Origin of the sequence: Serratia grimesii NBRC 13537, assembly GCF_001590905.1 — a bacterium.
In the GTDB taxonomy this organism is placed as follows: domain Bacteria; phylum Pseudomonadota; class Gammaproteobacteria; order Enterobacterales; family Enterobacteriaceae; genus Serratia; species Serratia grimesii.
The window spans coordinates 106,840-126,207 of sequence record NZ_BCTT01000015.1; the positions used below are offsets into that span (position 1 = coordinate 106,840).

14 protein-coding genes are annotated in these 19,368 nt (G+C 51.9%); 7 read left to right on the forward strand and 7 right to left on the reverse strand.

All coding sequences use genetic code 11. The annotated features are described in order from the left end of the window. The first annotated feature begins 186 nt into the window (after positions 1 to 186). Positions 187 to 987 carry a 23S rRNA pseudouridine(2604) synthase RluF gene (gene rluF, locus SGR01S_RS19205; RefSeq protein WP_061808305.1) on the forward strand — a complete coding sequence of 267 codons (801 nt, stop codon included), beginning with the start codon at positions 187 to 189 and terminating at the stop codon, positions 985 to 987. A gap of 23 nt (positions 988 to 1,010) precedes the next feature. Here rluF and SGR01S_RS19210 read toward each other — a convergent pair whose 3' ends face one another. Further along, a complete protein-coding gene (locus SGR01S_RS19210) occupies positions 1,011 to 4,064 on the reverse strand; it encodes an autotransporter outer membrane beta-barrel domain-containing protein (RefSeq protein WP_061808306.1) in 3,054 nt (1,017 codons plus the stop codon). A 216-nt stretch (positions 4,065 to 4,280) separates the two neighbouring features. Continuing rightward, the gene (locus SGR01S_RS19215) at positions 4,281 to 4,595 is read right to left on the reverse strand and encodes a putative periplasmic lipoprotein (protein ID WP_037417704.1); all 315 of its coding nucleotides are present in this window, start codon (positions 4,593 to 4,595) and stop codon (positions 4,281 to 4,283) included. A gap of 179 nt (positions 4,596 to 4,774) precedes the next feature. Here SGR01S_RS19215 and SGR01S_RS19220 point away from each other — a divergent pair, with 179 nt between their 5' ends. Further along, positions 4,775 to 5,401, forward strand: a complete 627-nt coding sequence (locus SGR01S_RS19220) for a LuxR C-terminal-related transcriptional regulator (protein WP_061808307.1) — start codon at positions 4,775 to 4,777, stop codon at positions 5,399 to 5,401. 1 nt (position 5,402) lies between these two features. Continuing rightward, positions 5,403 to 7,184 (forward strand): hybrid sensor histidine kinase/response regulator, encoded by a 1,782-nt coding sequence (locus tag SGR01S_RS19225; RefSeq protein ID WP_037417700.1) that lies wholly within the window; start codon positions 5,403 to 5,405, stop codon positions 7,182 to 7,184. A gap of 101 nt (positions 7,185 to 7,285) precedes the next feature. Here SGR01S_RS19225 and SGR01S_RS19230 read toward each other — a convergent pair whose 3' ends face one another. Then, positions 7,286 to 8,128 carry an enoyl-CoA hydratase/isomerase family protein gene (locus tag SGR01S_RS19230; RefSeq protein WP_061808308.1) on the reverse strand — a complete coding sequence of 281 codons (843 nt, stop codon included), beginning with the start codon at positions 8,126 to 8,128 and terminating at the stop codon, positions 7,286 to 7,288. Positions 8,129 to 8,253: 125 nt separating this feature from the next. Between SGR01S_RS19230 and SGR01S_RS19235 the strand changes: the two genes are divergently transcribed. Next, entirely contained in the window at positions 8,254 to 8,613 is a 360-nt protein-coding gene (locus SGR01S_RS19235; protein ID WP_061808309.1) for a winged helix-turn-helix transcriptional regulator, read from the forward strand. 26 nt (positions 8,614 to 8,639) lie between these two features. On the opposite strand, the gene SGR01S_RS19240 is transcribed toward SGR01S_RS19235, so the two are convergent. Continuing rightward, positions 8,640 to 9,170 carry a GNAT family N-acetyltransferase gene (locus SGR01S_RS19240; protein ID WP_061808310.1) on the reverse strand — a complete coding sequence of 177 codons (531 nt, stop codon included), beginning with the start codon at positions 9,168 to 9,170 and terminating at the stop codon, positions 8,640 to 8,642. 641 nt (positions 9,171 to 9,811) lie between these two features. Here SGR01S_RS19240 and SGR01S_RS19245 point away from each other — a divergent pair. Both SGR01S_RS19245 and SGR01S_RS19250 read left to right on the forward strand, forming a co-directional pair. Then, the gene (locus tag SGR01S_RS19245; protein ID WP_061808311.1) at positions 9,812 to 11,224 is read left to right on the forward strand and encodes an HdeD family acid-resistance protein; all 1,413 of its coding nucleotides are present in this window, start codon (positions 9,812 to 9,814) and stop codon (positions 11,222 to 11,224) included. A gap of 5 nt (positions 11,225 to 11,229) precedes the next feature. Beyond that, positions 11,230 to 12,003, forward strand: coding sequence for an Lnb N-terminal periplasmic domain-containing protein (locus tag SGR01S_RS19250; protein ID WP_037417688.1), 774 nt, complete (start codon positions 11,230 to 11,232; stop codon positions 12,001 to 12,003). A gap of 171 nt (positions 12,004 to 12,174) precedes the next feature. Here the strand turns inward: SGR01S_RS19250 and guaA are convergent, their stop codons facing one another. Further along, positions 12,175 to 13,752, reverse strand: a complete 1,578-nt coding sequence (gene guaA, locus SGR01S_RS19255) for a glutamine-hydrolyzing GMP synthase (RefSeq protein WP_037417582.1) — start codon at positions 13,750 to 13,752, stop codon at positions 12,175 to 12,177. A gap of 101 nt (positions 13,753 to 13,853) precedes the next feature. Beyond that, entirely contained in the window at positions 13,854 to 15,317 is a 1,464-nt protein-coding gene (guaB, locus tag SGR01S_RS19260) for an IMP dehydrogenase (RefSeq protein WP_061808312.1), read from the reverse strand. A gap of 170 nt (positions 15,318 to 15,487) precedes the next feature. On the opposite strand from guaB, the gene xseA reads away from it, so the two are divergent. Beyond that, positions 15,488 to 16,879 carry an exodeoxyribonuclease VII large subunit gene (xseA, locus tag SGR01S_RS19265; RefSeq protein WP_061808338.1) on the forward strand — a complete coding sequence of 464 codons (1,392 nt, stop codon included), beginning with the start codon at positions 15,488 to 15,490 and terminating at the stop codon, positions 16,877 to 16,879. 113 nt (positions 16,880 to 16,992) lie between these two features. On the opposite strand, the gene SGR01S_RS19270 is transcribed toward xseA, so the two are convergent. Continuing rightward, positions 16,993 to 19,359, reverse strand: a complete 2,367-nt coding sequence (locus tag SGR01S_RS19270; RefSeq protein ID WP_061808313.1) for a glycoside hydrolase family 31 protein — start codon at positions 19,357 to 19,359, stop codon at positions 16,993 to 16,995. Positions 19,360 to 19,368: the final 9 nt, after the last annotated feature.

Genomic DNA, 19,368 nt, shown 5'->3' on the forward strand with positions numbered 1-19,368 from the left:
AAGCAGCAGAGTCAGTGAGAACGAAAGTGCTATTTTATTCAATGAGTCAGCCTCGTTTAATGGCAGAGCGCCCGTTATTGGGAGCATCATACTGCCATACAAAACAGGGCCTTGACGATGTGCAATTTTAAGCAATCTTCGCAATACCCCCTGGGTGCTGTATAGTCCGCGTTTTACGGGGACACCATGCCAATTCAATCTTCCATTCGCCTGAATAAATACATTAGTGACAGCGGTATCTGTTCCCGCCGTCAGGCCGATCGCTATATCAAACTGGGTAAGGTTTTTATCAACGATAACCTGGCCGCAGTGGGTGCGCCGGTATTTATTGGCGATGTTGTGAGTGTTAACGGGCAGCAGATAGCGCCGCGTCATGATGCAGACCTGGTGCTGATCGCGCTGAATAAACCTGTTGGCATCCTCACCAGCATGGGAAAGCATGAGCGGGATAACATCGGCGATTTCGTTAACCACAGCCAACGCACCTTTCCTATCGGCCGCCTGGATAAGGCTTCTCAGGGGTTAATTTTCCTGACCAATAATGGTGAGTTGGTCAATAAAATCCTCCGTGCTGGCAACAATCACGAAAAAGAGTATCTGGTTACCGTCAACAAACCACTGACCGACGAATTTATTCAAGGTATGCGCGCAGGTGTGCCAATCCTGGGCAAAGTGACAAAAGAATGTCGGGTGGAGAAAGAGACCGAACAGGTATTTCGCATCACACTAGTGCAAGGGCTTAACCGACAAATACGCCGCATGTGCAAATATTTTGGTTATGAAGTCACCAAGCTTGAGCGCGTGCGCATCATGAATATTGATCTGACAGGACTGCCACTGGGCGAGTGGCGGGATTTAACCCATGATGAGCGAAGCACCCTATTCAAATTGCTGGAGCATTCCACGTCCGAAGACGACGACTTGCCCCAGAAAACCGAGATATCGCAAGGCAACAAGGGTCTGTTGCCCAACGGTATCCCGTTATAACCAACATCTAACTTTTCAGAAAATCAGAATGACCATCTGATATTGGCATTGACTGCATTCACCTGAGTATCAGCGCCGTATTGCCCTTGATAACCGAGATCCAACGTGGTGGAACGCGTCAGTTTCACACTCACACCGACGTCCGCCACCATCAGGTTGTCATCAACCGCTGTGCCTTGCGTGATAAATGCGTCACTGCCGGCAAAGGCCATACGTGAAGATGTAGATTTATCACCGTAGGCATGCTGCCAGCCCAATGAACCGTACAAGCTGACGTTGTTAGGCAGCTCAGTGAAACCTCGCACCCCCAACGTTGAATAGAAGGTATTCATCGTTTCATTACGTACGCTAAGTGCTGCAGCACCGCCCTTTTCCTGGAAATTATCGGTATGCAGGCGGATATAGCTCAGATTAACGAAGGGCTCAAGGTTCGCGTCCGACTGCCCAAAACGGTAACCCGCTTCGGTAAACGCCAGCAATGAATCTGCATCATAGTCAGCCTTAAGCCGATCCGAGTAATTGCCAAAGTTAACATTGCGTTCATTTTCCAACCGGTGCCAGGTGTAGCCCAGTGCACCGCGTAGCGAGAAGGCATCCTGCTGTCCTGCGGCATATAGACCAAGGTGGTAATTATCGCTGTCAGACTTGGAGCGACGGCTATCAATGTTGTAGTCACCGCGGCTATAACCAAAATATCCCCCAACGCGAACACTGTGATCGGCTAATTTATGATCCGCTCCCAGCAGGAAACCGCTGGTGTTGCCATCCAGTTTTCCGACATTCTCGTTACCACTGTTTCTTGCCCATGAGCCAAATGTCTGCCCCCAGACACCATTATTTTCAGCTTGAGTCGGCCGAACCAGCGTCATCGCCAGCGAAGGCACAGGTAACGGATCATTATCAAACACACGTAACATACGCTGGTTCAGCACATTGAACAGCATGGTGCTACCTGCGATCAAATTCGATTGCATGGACGGATAAACTTCGCCAGACAACTGATTGAACGCCTCGCGCGCTTCCGGTGCACTCAATAACAACACGGCGTTATACAGAGCCAATGAAGGGCCGCTTTGCGTCAATGTCGAAAGCGCCCCAGCGGTATTCCACTGATTGCTGGTTTGTGCAACCGTCTGGAAAATACCTGGCTCACCCGGATTTTCACCACCTGGGTTCTCACTGCCCGGATTCTCACCACCTGGGTTCTCACCGCCAGGGTTTTCGCCACCCGGATTCTCACCGCCTGGGTTCTCGCCACCAGGGTTTTCGCCACCCGGATTCTCACCGCCTGGGTTCTCCCCGCCAGGGTTTTCGCCGCCACCTTTTTGCGCGATGGTCAGATCCACGGCATTGGCGCTGTGGTTGAGTGCAACGTCCAGGAACGCAGATTTTGAGATAGCTTCAGCAAACTGACCGTCAATCCCACCTTGCGACGTTAAAATGCGGTAGCTTTGCCCAGTCTGATAGCTGGTCTGTGGATCCAGCGCAGTCACCTGCACTTTGGCTTGATCACTGATCGTGGTCTTCCCGGCGACCACCAGTTTGTCGCTGCTGCCGTCACCAGCGATATCAACGTCGTAGAAGGATTCGCCGATGAAATTCAGATAGCGTTGCAGCGTCAGAGTACCGATGTTGCCGTCACCGGGAGAAATATGGCCGCCAGACAGAATTTCTGTTTGGCCCAGAGTACCGTTGCCTCCTAGCGTACCACCGGCTTTTATCGATGCTGCACTGCTGTAACCCTGGCCATTGTTAACGTCCGAGCCGGCCGTCGCATTGAGGATCAGCGTACCGCCATTTTCGGCACTCAGCGTTTGAATATCAAAAATGTTGTCTTCTTTCAGCGTATTGATATCGCTGGCTATGATGATTTTCCCGCCTCGGGCGCCCACATTGGCCTTGAGTCCGGTCAGGTCACCACTCAGCGTCGTATGCCCAGCAGTATTAATAACCTCCCCTTCGCCAACCATCTTGTTGCGGAAATCGTAGTTGTCGGAAGTGTGGTTAAAGTACACATAACTGCCAAATAACCCGCCCTGCAGGTTGATTGTCGTTTGTGTGTCGACAGTACCTGCGGCGCCCGCCGCGCCGATCGTTGGATCGGTCAATCCAGTGCCGGTATCCATATTGCCGCGGCTGCCAATGATTAACGCACCTCGGTTCGAACCAGAACCGGTATCACCCAATCGCAATTCGTTAGCACCAGCGGAAAATACGCCGCCGTCTACCACCGACAGCACGCCGTTACCATAATCCCCCACGTTGACGCTGCTGCTGCTGGTAAAACGCGAGCCCTCGCCAGCGATATACAACTCAGCAGTTTTACGTGAACCTGAAACACCGGCAATCTCTGCACTGCCAACGTTGACCACCCCACCGTTCAGTACGTCCACATCACCGTTGGCCGTGAGCGTTTGGCCAATGTTCCACTGGGAGTTATTGCCAGTCACCGTGGCTTTAGGGTTCAGTTTGTCAGCTTCATCGGGTATGAAACCGCTGTCGATCCTGGCTGCGGCCGTTGTTGTTACCACCCCGCCGTCTTCAATCAATAGCGTTGAGCGCGCGCCCTGACCAAAACCAATACCAAGCCTGTCGCTGATGACCCTGGAGCCGGCACCCTTAACATTCAAATGGCTGTCGTAACCGCCCGTGGTGCCGACAATAATTTCTTTCGCACTGGCAAGCGCACCATCCTCAACCCGTAATGTCCCCAGGCCAAGATTCAGGCTGCCGCGCAGAACGGATTGATCGTTGATGGCGCTCAGTACCGCATCTGGCCCTCTGACCGTAACCAAGCTTTCATAAATTTTGCCGTCAGAACGGGTGCCAATATTGATGTTATAGGCATTGATTTTGCCATTATCGATCAACAGATTCCCACTTTGATTGCGGCCGACGTAAACATTTCCGGTGTAGGCTAAAGATTCTGTAACTTTGGATTCACCATCAAAAATGGCATCGTCGGCACGTGCAATATCAACAGGCCCGATCAATATCAATGGTGCAGAGAAGAGTGCGAGGTAAACTTTGGAAAGCGGCTTTCTTACCGCTAAATGATGCGATATTTTATCTTTCATGTTTTTCTCCGGCTCAATTACTTTGATGCCATCAACGTTATTATTTATATGAAAAACTCAATGTATTAGAGGAGATAAGAAGCGCTATACGTGAACACAGACTGATTAGCATCGATACGTTAGCTTATTGCCCCCCAGCGCTAACGCATCGATACCAAACTTATTGGGGTGATGAACATTCCTGATTACCAGCCCCGATTCGCGCCATGAGATGGATTATTTATGTGTGACCACCGGTGTACAGGTCGGCGCGCTCAGTGAAGGCGCGGAACCCAAAATTCCCGGCATCATCAGCGATGAGCAGTCAAAGATTCGCCCTTTTTCTGTGGTGGCACGGTAAGAGAGTTTTTGTCCGCCCAACGCATCGGGTTGCCCGCCATTAACATTGGTTACGGTAATTTCATCCGATGACCCCAGGCCAAGCATTTTAGCCGTTTCCGCTTGCAGTAGCGGTATTGCCTGATCGGTTTTCAATGTTGAACAACCGGTTACCAGTAAAGTAACGGCTAAAGCAATAAGTGGTTTTCTCATAAATTATCCTTTTCAACCAAACAGATCCAAATGCTGAATGGCTCTATGTTTTGTCTTATCAAAGTCCCCAAATAATATATTTCTCTTTCCTAAACGAAAAAACCCTCCTAAAGTAGGGAGGGTCAATAATAAAAAATTATCAGTGTCAATCTGATAGGTTTATGCGAAAGGAGATTGCTTTGGGGCAGGATTATGCACTGGTCGTTGATGACCATCCTTTGGTGGCTAGTGGTATCGCCAATTTCCTAAATACCCATTGTCGTTTTAAACATGTACATGTGGCGACCAACGAAGGTCACTGTTATCGCCACATACTTGAACATGGCGCCCCACGCTTAATCGTTATCGATTTTTGGCTATCCGATGGTACGGCATTAAAATTACTCAAAGAGATCAAACAGCTCTACCCTAGAGTGCGTTTACTGGTGGTCAGTGGCGATGAAAACAATGAAATATGGCAAAAAGTCCGTGATGCCGGTGGCCACGGTTTCGTGCTTAAAAATGAACCACCGGAATTATTCGCGAGAGCTGTCACTGCACTTATTGATAATCAACAGTGGTTCCCTTTGGATAATGAAATTAGCGGAGCCACCACACAAAACCACTTACAGAAATTCAACTTAACCCCAAGGCAAGTTGATGTATTAACCATGATGATGCGTGGCTTCCCCAATAAAAGAATAGCCTCAGAGCTTTCTATTTCAGAGCCCACCGTCAAAGAACACATCAGTAATATTTTAAAAAAAATAGGCGTTAATAGTCGGGTGGAAGCCATCACCCTATTGCATGGCAGACCGGGTCAATAGCATGAAGCTACTTCAATCTTTACAAGACGATGGAATCTCCCCAGGTGCGCAAATTCGCTTGCTGGACAACACGTTTATACGGTTAGTCTTTAGCTTTACTGCAGTGCCATTTGTCGGTATCCCTTTTGCTATTTGGATTTATTTACTGGGGGAAAATCTGTGGCCCATCATCATCTGGATCGTATTGTATCTGTTCTGCGCATTAGCAATTAGATTATGGCATCGCAGCTATCAAAATGAAGCAAAGACAAAAGACGCAGGGGTTATTCTTAATCGCTGGCTACCATATATTAACAAAGTAGCTTTTGTTCATGGGCTAGGTATTTCATCCTTATACTTAATCACCCCACAGATAAACAACTTTGACTTTTTCTTATTATTAAACATCAGTATCGCGGCAATCGTCGCAGCAAATGCAACACATCTGACACCAATAATTAGTACCTTTACGCTTTTCTTCTTTTCCTGCTGGGGAATGCTTAATATCGGCATTATCTGGCGTTTAAACGATGTTATGCTCATAGTGTTGATGCTCAATTTGCTTTATGGATTTGCTATTTACCGTCATGCACTGAGCTCTCACAAATTCTTTATCCAGCAAGCCCGTCTCGAAGAGCGCAGCTCTCGTCTTGCAGAACAATTTAGACAGGCCAAAGAAGAAGCGGAACAAGCATTGCTGGATAAGAATCAATTCCTTACTACTGCAAGCCATGATTTACGCCAACCGGTGCATGCCATGGGGTTTCTGATCGAAGCCATTATTCATAAAAATCGCGATGCCACACTTGTCCCTCAGCTATTGGATTTACAACAAAGCGTGCGGTCGGTGCATCTCATGTTTAATTCTTTACTCGACCTCAGCAAGATTGAATCTGGCAACGTCAGCACAGCGACCACTCATGTGGACATTGGCGCGCTACTTGATTCCGTCATTACCTTGTTTCGTGAAGAGGCGAACAGCCGGACGTTATCATTGCGGACATGGAGGCCAAAGCGACGAATTCTCGTGATGGGTGATCAATTACTCATCCGACAATCACTGATAAACCTGATACAAAATGCGCTGCGTTACACGCAAAAAGGGGGGGTTCTGATAGCAATTCGCCCTCATCGCGGGGAATGTTTGATCGAAGTTTGGGATACCGGCGTAGGCATTGCCGACGAAGAAAAAGGCAAAATATTTTCTCCCTATTATCGCCCTGAACTGGCGTGGAAAATCGACAGTGCCGGCCATGGATTGGGACTGGCGGTAGTGGCGCGTTGCGCAAAATTGATGAAGGTGAAGTACGGTATGCACTCCGTTGAAGGTAAAGGCTCCCGTTTCTGGATGCGCTTTGCCCTCTACACCGGCGAATACAAAATACAAGAAAGCGCTAATACATACTCAAACACCATCACACCAACCCGCTATGCCCCACTGTCCGGCGCCTGTCTGGTCGTGGACGATGATCCGCTGGTCACCTCCGCCTGGACGAGTTTGATGAGCACATGGGGTATAACCGTGCGCTGTGCAGCTTCGGCCGAAGAGGCTTTCGCTATCGTTGATGAAGGCTTCAGGCCCTTCGCCGTACTGTGTGACCAACGGCTCCGCTCTGGCGAAAGCGGCTTCGACATATTGAAAGCGCTGTTTGAGCGCTTACCGGATATCAGCGGTGCGATGGTCAGCGGGGAGTTCAATTCCCCCATTCTGCAAGAGGCCGAGCAAGAGGGTTATCTGGTATTAAGAAAGCCGCTGGAGCCCGCCAAACTGTATGCCCTATTAACGCAATGGGCAGCTTGTTAGCGCAAAGCCATAACCTGACGGTGACAACGCTTGACACAATTGCCCCCAAGCCGGAATGCCATGTCTGCATGGGGGCAATTTTTGACTTGGACCACGCCAATCTACCCTTCTGAAACGCCAAGATTACGCAGCAACTTCTCAAGGATGCGTTCCCCGTCCGGCGTTTGAGCGCCAGCCTTTAACCCACCGCGAATACGACTTTCCGCTGCGGGGCGTGCAAACAACCCCGCCCACGCGTTGTGTTCACGTTGAAACCCCTCATGCAGATCCGGCGCTGGCATCGCCTGTTTGGCTGCCGCGATAACCCCTTCCGGCAAAGCCGCGATATTATGCGCAAGTCGATTGACGAAATCATCGAGCTCGGCGGTGGGTAAGGCGCGATTAATCCACCCGTAGCGTTCTGCGGTCACTGCATCGATCAAATCAGCCCCCAGGATCACTTCAAGCGCACGGCCGCGTGTCATTCGACTCGTCAGGTATTGCGTCGCACCACCGCCGGGTGTGATACCCATCAAAGCTTCGCACTGGGCAAGCCCCGCTAGCCCTTCGGCGGCAAATGCCATGTCGGCAGCCGCAACAAATTCAGCACCGCCGCCGCGCGCCAGCCCAGCCAGTTTAACGATCGTTACCTGCGGCTGGCTACGCAGAAGCTCACCGAACGCCTGGAATGGGTTGAGCCCTTCCGGCGCGTTGCGTGCCAGCTCGTCAAAGGCGTGTGGCTCATCAATTAAGGTCATATCAACATGAGCAATGAAGAAATCTGGATTTGCACTCTGAAAAATCAGGACCTTCACATCAGGCTCATCACGCACGAAAAGCAGAAAGCGACTAATCTCCGACATCAAAGGCACATCAAGAACGTTTACCGGCGGATTGTCGATCGTCACCGTCGACACACCGCCATGATGAGAAATACTCAGTCGGCCAAAATCGGTATCCGTCATGTCAATTTCCTTTATCGTTTAGGAGAAATAGCACCGAGTTTTGGTGCCCGTCACCGCATGGTATACTTTGCATACCTAGGGTCAATTACGCACTTTAAACATCCCAGGGATGCTGGAGGATACCTATGAACGAGACAGATCCTGTCTACCGGGCCGATTGCCCAAGCCGAATCATTCTCGACCAGATTGCAGACAAGTGGTCAATGATGGTGCTGGAAGTATTACGTGAGCCACGGCGTTTTAACGCGATTAAGCGCCGCCTGGATGGCGTCACTCAACGCGTACTGACCCAGACGTTGCGTAAGTTGGAACGCAACGGCATGGTGAAACGCAAGGTTCTGGATGGGCGGGTGCTCGGCGTCGAGTATTCACTGACGCCGCTCGGACAATCATTACAAGGGCCGTTCTCGATACTGTTCGATTGGACACTGGGGAATATCGAGGCGATTCAGGACAGCCAGCGCAAGTATGACGAGCAAAGCTAACCGGTTGAAAATTGAGGACGGCAGCCTCACTTTTCTGTGCGATTAATGGCTGCGTACATCCAATAATCTCGGGCCTGCCCGCGCACGCGGCGGTAATGCCTGATTAAACCTTCGCGCTGCATGCCCACCCGCTCAAGGACGGCAATGGACAATATATTGCTATCAAGAACCGTAGCCTGAACACGCTGAAGGCCCAACGCCGTGTGCGCCCAATGAATAACAGCACGCGTCGCCTCAGTCGCCAACCCCCGGCCACAGTGGCACGGGTCAAGATCGTAGGCAATTTCCGCCCGACCATGATCGCGGCATATTTCGTTCAAACCTACCGTACCGAGCAAACTGTAACTCGAATCCACAATGGCCCAACGCAGTGAATCTCTGCCTTCGGCATAGTGGGAAACGAGTTTTTCGAGACTACTCGGGCTAATATCGCCCCAACTGGTGTGTTCCGTGACGCCAGGCTTACTCAAATACGCAGACCACGCGTATGCATCATCTAAACGCAGTGGCCTTAAAGACGCATGAAGCTCGTCAGGTAAAGGTATGCGTACCGACATTAAACCTCCATCGAACTCGTCACTGATGCAAAGATATAAAGTACTGTGGTTTAAATGCGTTGTGAACTTGCACAACAAAAATATCTCTGCATTAGCATGGGTCTGTTTTCCATTGCGGACCTCACCTCCCAACGGGAGATGGTGTGTCATGATGATCAGGCTGAAGGCGGGAACGAGCGCTATACGTAATCGAAAAATAAAAAAGCCCGCTACGCGGGGCTAGGTGTGATTTTTTATTTAGTGCCGGCGTAAGCTGGCAACAAAATTATGCCCCCTCAATTATCGTTAGTATGAAAACTCTTGATAAAGCAACGCTATATCACACTATGACTTAAACCCTACCGAGGAAGCTATGGCTGGCTACGAGTTTTTCCCGTTTTTCATAATCATAAGCAGGGTCTATTTCAGAGGCTGGCGCCGCATGAAACACACTTTGAATTTGATGAGGTGCGATGTGGAAAATTTGTCCAAACGTATCAATACTGAGTGTGTACCAATAGCAAGAGTGTGAATTTTAGAGAAGAAAAATAGCGATAAATAATTCAAGTTTATTTTTTAAGATTCGCATAAATATCTGTTTGAACCATGTTCAGATGGTCTTATGCGCTAAAAAACTACGCATGGTTTAAACGGGGAAAACTATGGTTCAGTTGGTAATGATTTTACTTGGCGTTGATTATTTACGTGCTCGCTGGAAAGGGTTGTTTATTTCTGGCTCCCTGGGAATAATCGCTGGGCTATGCATTTTCATTGACGCTTTGGATAACGTCATCTTTTTTCCTTTACAGCCATTTGCCTTAATACTGCTAATTGAAGGGCTGGCAACTCTGGGAGTCGCGCATACCGGTATCGGCGGGCAACGCACGTTACGCTATGTTAAAGGCGGTGCATTTTCGTTGGCCGCAGCATTAGTGCTCATCGGGCAATATAATGATCATGGTCATTTTATTCTATCGATGATTTTTGGCACCTTGTTTTTAGCCGATGGATTATTGCAGATAACCACGGCTACTGTGGTCCGTTTTAGAAAATGGAAACTGGTCGTAACGGGAGGTGTCATCGAGGTCCTTATCGCCATTTTCTTCTATCAACCTTATCCCTCGCATTATGTCGGTGCCATCTCTTATTGTTTGGGCTTAGGGCTGATCTTTGGCGGCTGGAATATGATATTGCTTGCGATGCGAGTCAAAAAGATGCGAGCAAACCCCGCTTTCCGAGGGGATGCTGCTGCAGACAAAGCGAGTAGTGTTGATACCAATCCTCAACTGGTTGAATGGTGGGATGGTCCACCTGCAGATGGTGAGCCGGCCCTCACGGTCCATGTTTGGACACCAACAGGGACATCTAAAAGTGCCGTCGTTCCTCATCCTGTTATTGACCGCTATATTGCTGCCGTTGACAGAAATGGCGTAATTTCAACCGGGCATGCGGCACTGGAGTCACCGGAAGGTGTATATATAAGCCTGTATCCCGCCGCAGATCTTGACCGCTCACCGGAACAATTTAGCCGGCTATTACGTGCAACCACCGACAATAATGTGCCCGGAGTTTTCCAGCCCGACTATGTCACTGAAGCGAATAAATGGTGCCACTCAACCATAAAAGTGAGGATCAGAAACTACGATGCCCAGAGTTTGCAAATATTCTGGGATGCTTATCAGCGGGATGCTACTTATAACCTCACACATCGAAATTGCTCGAGTAGCGTTTCACGTGGGCTTGAAGCCGCGCTTGAAGGCGTGATAGGCAGGATCTGGGGCAAGCGGGGGCATTGGTGGGTTCTCAGTAAAGTCCTCACTACCCCCGAATTGTGGGTGGCAGTGCAAATTCGCAAACGGGCCAAAACAATGGCCTGGACACCGGGGCTAACACTGGATTATGCGCGAGCCTTAAGCATGCTGGCGGACCCTCGTCGAGCAGGTTGGATAGCCACCATAAAACGCGTGGTGAGAAAAATGTTTGCTTTACGTAAACAATGGCGTGAGGAAAAAATCCATGGGAAGAGCATGCCCATCGACGACCGTCCCGAGCTCATAAATAACAAAGGTGAATAACACTTATGCCAATTTTTCCCAGATTGACATCAGCAACACCAAGTAATGAACTCGATTGCATCCTCGAGTATGCAAAATTACCTCAGGTTGAATGGCGTGCAGGCAGTAAAATATTTCTGCGTAATATCAGAAACTTCAGATACAACGGGACAAAAGATGACTATCTGCCGTCATGGTATGATGATGAATTCACTCTAGATGAACTGACGACAGTTGATGTCATTTCGTCATATTGGTCCGGCAATACTATTGCCCATCTTTTTCTCAGCTTTGGTTTTAAAGATGGTCGCCATTTAGCTATATCTATCGAAACACGGCGCAGGATCAATCAAATCTATTCTACATGGCGAGGATTTTTCAAACACTACACGCTGACTTATGTTCTTGCAGACGAGAGAGATTTGATTGGTGTCAGAACGGACGTGAGAAAAGAACGGGTTTATCTTTATTCTGTCAAGATCCCTGCTGAAACGGCTCAGGCTCTTTTTATAAACTATTTAGGACGTATCGAGAAACTTAGCCTGCAACCTGAGTTTTACAATACCTTTAATAATAACTGCACTACCAATATTTTACATCACGCCGCTTCAGTATCCCCCGAGATAAAATTTAACTGGAAGGTGTTAGTCAGTGGGTATGCCGACAAATATATTTATGAACTGGGTTTACTGGATAGCAGACTACCCTTTAAAAAATTGAAAGAGATCAGTTTAATACGAAGACCTTCTGATGCGGCCATTGCCGACGACTACTCAAAATCGATCCGGTTACCAAGCTAACAACATGGTATCGGTCAGGTAGTAATTACCATCACCATGCCATAGAAAATGGATTTTTGGCGATATAAAAGATTGCCACGCAATGCCAGACACAAAAACAAAAAAACCCGCAATTAAGCGGGCTTAGATGTAATTTTGATTATTCAGTGCTGGCCTAAGCCAGCAACCAAATCATTCCCACTCAATGGTAGCTGGTGGCTTGCCGCTGATGTCATAAACGACGCGGGAAATACCGTTCACTTCGTTGATGATGCGGTTGGAGACGCGGCCGAGGAAATCGTACGGCAGGTGCGCCCAATGCGCGGTCATAAAGTCGATGGTTTCCACTGCACGCAGTGAAACAACCCAGTCGTATTTACGGCCATCGCCCATCACGCCAACTGAACGTACCGGCAGGAACACAGTGAATGCCTGGCTAACCTTGTTGTACAGATCGGCCTTGTGCAGTTCTTCAATGAAGATGGCATCGGCACGACGCAGCAGGTCACAGTACTCTTTCTTCACTTCGCCCAGCACGCGCACGCCCAGACCTGGCCCCGGGAACGGGTGGCGGAACAGCATGTCGTAAGGCAGGCCCAGTTCCAGACCAATCTTGCGCACTTCGTCTTTGAACAGCTCTTTCAGCGGCTCGACCAGACCCAGCTTCATCTCTTTCGGCAGGCCACCCACATTGTGGTGTGACTTGATTACGTGTGCTTTACCGGTAGCAGAAGCGGCGGATTCAATTACGTCAGGATAGATGGTGCCTTGCGCCAGCCATTTCACGTCAGTCTGTTTGCAAGCTTCTTCGTCGAACAGCTCAACGAACACGCGACCAATGATCTTGCGTTTAGCTTCTGGCTCATCAACGCCAGCCAGTGCACTCAGGAAGCGATCTTCTGCCGCCACGTGAACAATGTTCAGGCCGAAGTGGTCACCAAACATTTCCAGCACCTGGTCGGCTTCGTTCAGGCGCAGCAGGCCGTTGTCGACAAACACGCAGGTCAGGCGTTTACCAATTGCGCGGTGCAACAACATCGCAGTAACGGAAGAGTCCACACCACCGGACAGGCCGAGGATCACGTGATCTTCACCTACCTGCTGACGAATACGCTCTACCGCATCTTCAATAATGGTCGCCGGGGTCCACAACGCTTCACACTGGCAGATATCCAGAACGAAACGCTCCAGCATGCGCTGGCCCTGACGGGTGTGGGTCACTTCCGGGTGGAACTGCACACCGTAGAAGCGTTTTTCTTCGTTGGCCATAATGGCAAACGGACAGGTATCGGTGCTGGCAACAGTGACGAAGTCAGACGGGATAGCGGTCACTTTGTCGCCGTGGCTCATCCACACGTCCAGCAGCGGTTTGCCGGCCGGGCTCAAGGCGTCTTCGATGTCGCGTACCAATGCGCTGTCGGTGGTGATTTCCACCTGGGCATAACCGAATTCACGCTCGTTGGAGCCTTCTACCTGGCCACCCAACTGCATCGCCATGGTCTGCATGCCGTAGCATACGCCCAGCACCGGTACACCGGCGGTGAAGACGTATTCTGGTGCGCGCGGGCTGTTGGCTTCGGTGGTACTTTCCGGGCCGCCGGACAGGATGATGCCGCTTGGATTGAATTCGCGGATTTGCTCTTCGCTAACGTCCCAGGCCCACAGCTCGCAGTAAACGCCGATTTCGCGCACGCGGCGTGCTACCAGTTGAGTGTATTGCGAACCAAAGTCCAGAATCAGGATGCGATGCTTATGGATATTTTTTGTCATGTGAGGCGAATTCCAGCAACAGAGAAAAAGAGCGAAAATAGTGTTTTCGGGGTGAAGCGTTACGCCCCACCCCGGCTTCTCCCGCAGGAGAAGTTAAAGCATTAACCCATGCGGTAGTTCGGTGACTCTTTGGTGATGGTCACGTCATGCACGTGGCTTTCCTGAATACCGGCGCCGCTGATGCGCACAAATTCAGCCTTGGTGCGCAGCTCATCGATGGTGCCGCAACCGGTCAGACCCATGCAAGAGCGCAGACCGCCCATTTGCTGGTGAACAATGGCTTTCAGCATGCCTTTGTAAGCCACACGGCCTTCGATACCTTCCGGCACCAATTTGTCAGCAGCATTATCGGTCTGGAAGTAACGGTCAGAAGAGCCTTTGGACATCGCACCCAGTGAACCCATCCCGCGATAGGATTTGAACGAACGCCCCTGGTACAGCTCGATTTCGCCCGGAGATTCTTCGGTACCTGCCAGCATGGAGCCAACCATGACACAAGATGCACCCGCCGCGATGGCTTTGGCGATGTCACCGGAGAAACGGATGCCGCCGTCGGCGATAACCGGGATACCGGTGCCTTCCAGCGCTTCAACCGCGTCGGCGATAGCGGTGATCTGCGGTACGCCTACGCCAGTTACGATACGGGTAGTACAGATAGAACCAGGACCGATACCCACTTTCACTGCGCTAACACCGGCATCAGCCAGTGCTTTGGCGCCAGAAGCGGTCGCGACGTTGCCGCCAACGATCTGCAGATCCGGGTATTTGGCGCGGGTTTCACGAATGCGCTGCAATACGCCTTCGGAATGGCCATGGGAAGAGTCGATCAGCAGGACGTCAACACCGGCAGCAACCAGCGCATCAACACGCTCTTCGTTACCTGCACCAGCGCCAACCGCAGCGCCTACGCGCAGACGGCCATGTTCGTCTTTACAGGCGTTTGGCTTGCGTTCTGCTTTTTGGAAGTCTTTTACGGTGATCATACCCAGCAGATGGAACTGGTCGTCTACCACCAGCGCCTTCTCAACGCGTTTTTCGTGCATTTTCTGCAGCACGACTTCACGCGCTTCACCTTCTTTCACCGTAACCAGGCGCTCTTTCGGCGTCATCACGGCGGTAACAGGCTGGTTCAGATCGGTAACGAAGCGGACGTCACGGCCGGTAATGATGCCGACCAGTTCGTTTTCTTCGGTCACGACCGGGTAGCCGGCAAAGCCGTTACGCGCGGTCAGTTCTTTCACTTCTTTCAGGGTGGTGGTCGGCGTTACGGATTGTGGGTCAGTGACCACGCCGCTTTCATGTTTTTTCACGCGGCGGACTTCTTCAGCCTGACGCTCGATGGACATGTTTTTGTGGATGAAGCCTAAACCGCCTTCCTGCGCCAGCGCGATAGCCAGATTGGCTTCGGTAACGGTATCCATGGCTGCGGACAGCATAGGGATGTTCAGGTGGATGGTTTTGGTCAATTGGGTGCCGAGCTCAGCGGTATTAGGCAGAACCGTAGAGTGAGCTGGAACCAGGAGAACGTCGTCGAATGTCAGTGCTTCTTTTGCGATGCGTAGCATGGGCAATATCTCACCAGAGTGGGCTGTGAAAAAGATAAAATATTGCCGCGGCATTATACAGAGCGTAAACGGTTGCCTCCAGCACTTTCTCACAAAAACTCTTGATTACCTTTTTCAGCCATGTAGTATCGACCAATTAAGTGCTTGTTTTGAAATTTGATCTGGGTCACATGTCGCTACCTGTTTCGCCGTCTATTTTTACCGTAAGCCGCCTGAATCAGACGGTTCGACAGCTGCTGGAAATGGAAATGGGCCAAATTTGGCTCTCCGCCGAGATTTCCAACTTCTCCCAACCCTCTTCCGGCCACTGGTATTTCACGCTGAAAGACGATCGTGCGCAGGTCCGTTGCGCGATGTTCCGCAACACTAACCGCCGCACCACTTTCCGTCCGCAGAATGGCCAACAGGTCCTGGTTCGCGCCAGCATTACGCTGTATGAACCCCGCGGCGACTACCAACTGATTGCCGAAAGCATGCAACCTGCCGGTGATGGCCTGTTGCAACAGCAGTTCGACCAGTTGAAACAGCGCCTGAGCGCCGAAGGCCTGTTCGACCAACAGTTCAAGCAAGCCTTGCCCAGCCCGGCCAAACGCGTCGGGGTCATTACCTCCGCCAGCGGTGCCGCGCTGCACGATGTGTTGCAGGTGCTGCAACGGCGTGATCCTTCACTGCCTATCATCATTTACCCCACGTCGGTGCAGGGTGCAGAAGCGCCATTGCAGATTGTGCGTGCCATCGAAACGGCTAACCGCCGCGACGAGTGTGACGTGCTGATTGTCGGCCGTGGTGGCGGTTCGCTGGAAGATCTGTGGAGTTTTAATGACGAACGCGTAGCGCGGGCGATTTTCGCCAGCCGCATTCCAATTGTCAGCGCCGTCGGCCATGAAACCGACGTCACCATTGCCGACTTTGTCGCCGACCTGCGTGCGCCAACCCCTTCAGCCGCCGCCGAACTGGTCAGCCGCAATCAGCTGGAGCTGCTGCGCCAGTTGCAGTCCCAGCAGCAGCGAATGGAAATGGCGATGGATTACTATCTGGCCCAGCGCCAACAACAGTTCACCCGCATCAACCACCGTTTGCAGCAACAGCATCCGCACCTGCGCCTGGCGCGCCAGCAGACACTGTTGTTCAAGCTGCAACGCCGGTTGGAAGAAGGTATGCAGAACCAACTGCGGGTCTCTTCACGCCGCAGCGAGCGGGCCCAACAGCGCTTGGCGCAGATGCAGCCACAGGCACGGATTCATCGCTATCAGCAACGTGTGCAGCAGCAGGAATACCGTTTGCAACAGACACTGGAGCGGCAGCTTAACGCCTGGCGTCAACGCTTTGGCGTGGCCTGTAGCCAGCTTGAGGCGGTCAGCCCACTGGCAACGCTGGCGCGTGGCTACAGCGTGACACAAACTCCACGCGGCGAAGTGCTGAAGACCACCAAACAGGCGCAGGTGGGTGAATTGCTGAAAACCCGTTTGCAGGATGGCTGGGTGGAAAGCGAGGTGAAGACCATCACCGTCACCAAAAAACCGCGCAAAAAACGCACGACTGAATCTCCCCCTAATACTTGAAGTTACATCAGTGTTGGCTGCACCCATTCACCCGAATCACTTACCTGGTAAGCTCATCGGGATGAACGTTCTTGCCGCCTTGCTGCAACTCCAATTATTTAGGGTATATAACGTTATTCCAGCGTAAAACTGTTGCCTGGCGCGCCGTTGATCCACAACTCGCGCGCTTCTCCAGCAGGCAAGCTGAAGGTCAGGGTTTGCCATGCCGGTTTAAAGCGGCCCTCGGTGGTGATGTTCAGCGTGATGCGCTGATTGTCACTGAGCATCTCCCAGCGCAGCCACAGTGCGTCGCCTTGCTGCCAGCCATAACTTTCCCCGTCATCTTCGAATAACAGCCCAGAAGCGCTGCCACAGCCTTTTTTCGGGTACAACTTAAGCTCACGTCGATCGTCTGCCGTTACGTCAACATGCGCCAGGCGGGATGACAATGGCAATGCCGCACCGGCACGTACCAGCAGCGGCAAGCGCTCCAGCGGGGCTTCCAGCACCACCGTCTGACCGCCACTGAACCATTGGCCGCTGTAGAAGCAATACCAGCCATCGCCGTTATCCGGCAGATACACCGGCCGCTGGCGTTGCCCCTGCTCCACTACGCTGGCCACCAGCAGATCGCGACCAATCATAAAATCATCGGTTTCTTTCAGGGTCTGTTCGTCATGCTCATGGTCGAGGAAGGTTGGACGCAGCATCGGCTCGTCATCGGCACTGGCCTGCCACAACAGGGTGTAGAAATACGGCATCAGTCGGTAACGCAGGTTAATCGCCTCGCGCACCGCCGGGGTGGCGGCCGGATACATCCAGGGTTCGTTAACCGTGGCGTCGTCGTTCCAGGAGTGAATGGTAAAACGCGGATGCATCACGCCGTTTTGCACCCAGCGCACCAGGAGTTCGGCGTCCGGCTTGTCACCGGAAAAACCGCCGACGTCGTGCCCCAGGTTATACAGGCCGGATAGACTCATGCCCAACCCCATGCGGATGTTGTAACGCAAAGTCTGCCAGTTGGTGCGGTTGTCACCGCTCCAGGTCTGCACGTAACGCTGCATACCGGCACAACCGGAACGCGAAATCAGGTAGGGCCGCAGCTCGGGAGCAAAGCGTTGCTGAGCCTCCATTGAAGCGCGCATCATCAGTAGCGGCATCACCGGGCGAATATGCTTGATGGCGATAGGTGTGCCAAAACCGTGGCAACGCGCCTCTCCGTCCCACACCTCATATTCGTTATTGTCATTCCAGGTAGAATCGATGCCCATCTCCAGCAGTTGCTGCGTCACACCCTGCTGCCACCATTGCAACGCCGCCGGGTTGGTGAAGTCGAGGTGCGAGCCTTCATCATCCCAAAAGCTGGAGCGCTCCGGCCGGTCGCTTTCGGAATCCCGGATAAACAGCCCCTGATCCGCCGCCTGCTGATACTGCGGATGATCCTGCAACAAACACGGTTTGATGTTGGCCGCCAGCTTTAACCCGGCATCGTGAAATGCCTGACTCAGTTGTTTGGGCTGCGGCACCTTGTCGTAGTTCCAGTTGAACACGTAGCGCTTGTTGCCGATCGAGGTATAACCCGATGACAGCTGGAACGAGTCGCACGGAATATCATGCTGGCGACAGAGCTGGATAAACTGCTGTAGCTGCTGCTGGGCGTCCGGCGCGTCGGTGTAATGCATGGTGGAACCGCTGTAGCCCAGGCTCCATTTCGGTCCAAAGTGAGTCTTGCCGGTCAGGCGTACAAACGCCTTGGTCACGTCCAGTACCTTAGGGCCGAGGAACAGGTAATAATCCAGATCCCCCGCTTCAGCCTGATAGCGGCGATAGGCCAGATGGTAGTTGTCGATTTCGTTACCCAGATCCAGCCAGCAACTGCTCAGGTTGTCGTAAAACAGCCCGAAACTGGCCTCTTCCCCGCGGGTGATGGTGAAAGGAATGTGCTTGTACAGCGGATCGGTGCTGGCGGCGTTGTAACCCATGGCGTCCAGGTTGCGCATTTCAAAGCGGCGGCCGCTGCGCTCCAAATCCCCGGCCTTCTCACCCAGGCCATAATAACGCTCGCCAGCCTGACGACGCTGATAGTGGGCCACGCCGTCACCATGCGGGTTCAGCAGGTAAGCGCTGGTTGGCCGATCGGCGGCAAGCGGGCGCCATTCACCGGCGGCGTTGCAGTGTTCCCATTCCAGCCACAGCGGCTGATGCACGGTAACGCGCAGTGCAGACGTCGTCACCACCAGCCGATCCTCATGTTGCTGCAACTGATAACCCGGCAGGCAGAAGCCGGCCACGCTCAAGCGGTCACGCCCTTCCCAGGGCACATCAACCTGCGGTGCGATGCTCCAGGTACGATCCAGCGCCAATTCGCCATTGCCTTTAATCAACACGCGGAACAGATCGTTTTCCAGCACATACAGACAGAACAGGTGACGTTCGTCGACCAACAGCTCAATGCGATCGCCATACTGGCCCGCCAACGTCCAATTTTTTAAGGTTTTCATAGGTATCCA

Excerpts from the sequence above, each read along its gene's own strand:
- rluF (WP_061808305.1), top strand. The coding sequence starts at position 187 with ATGCCAATTCAATCTTCCATTCGCCTGAATAAATACATTAGTGACAGC.
- SGR01S_RS19210 (WP_061808306.1), bottom strand. The coding sequence starts at position 4,064 with ATGAAAGATAAAATATCGCATCATTTAGCGGTAAGAAAGCCGCTTTCC.
- SGR01S_RS19215 (WP_037417704.1), bottom strand. The coding sequence starts at position 4,595 with ATGAGAAAACCACTTATTGCTTTAGCCGTTACTTTACTGGTAACCGGT.
- SGR01S_RS19225 (WP_037417700.1), top strand. The coding sequence starts at position 5,403 with ATGAAGCTACTTCAATCTTTACAAGACGATGGAATCTCCCCAGGTGCG.
- SGR01S_RS19230 (WP_061808308.1), bottom strand. The coding sequence starts at position 8,128 with ATGACGGATACCGATTTTGGCCGACTGAGTATTTCTCATCATGGCGGT.
- SGR01S_RS19235 (WP_061808309.1), top strand. The coding sequence starts at position 8,254 with ATGAACGAGACAGATCCTGTCTACCGGGCCGATTGCCCAAGCCGAATC.
- SGR01S_RS19240 (WP_061808310.1), bottom strand. The coding sequence starts at position 9,170 with ATGTCGGTACGCATACCTTTACCTGACGAGCTTCATGCGTCTTTAAGG.
- SGR01S_RS19245 (WP_061808311.1), top strand. The coding sequence starts at position 9,812 with ATGGTTCAGTTGGTAATGATTTTACTTGGCGTTGATTATTTACGTGCT.
- SGR01S_RS19250 (WP_037417688.1), top strand. The coding sequence starts at position 11,230 with ATGCCAATTTTTCCCAGATTGACATCAGCAACACCAAGTAATGAACTC.
- guaA (WP_037417582.1), bottom strand. The coding sequence starts at position 13,752 with ATGACAAAAAATATCCATAAGCATCGCATCCTGATTCTGGACTTTGGT.
- guaB (WP_061808312.1), bottom strand. The coding sequence starts at position 15,317 with ATGCTACGCATCGCAAAAGAAGCACTGACATTCGACGACGTTCTCCTG.
- xseA (WP_061808338.1), top strand. The coding sequence starts at position 15,488 with ATGTCGCTACCTGTTTCGCCGTCTATTTTTACCGTAAGCCGCCTGAAT.
- SGR01S_RS19270 (WP_061808313.1), bottom strand. The coding sequence starts at position 19,359 with ATGAAAACCTTAAAAAATTGGACGTTGGCGGGCCAGTATGGCGATCGC.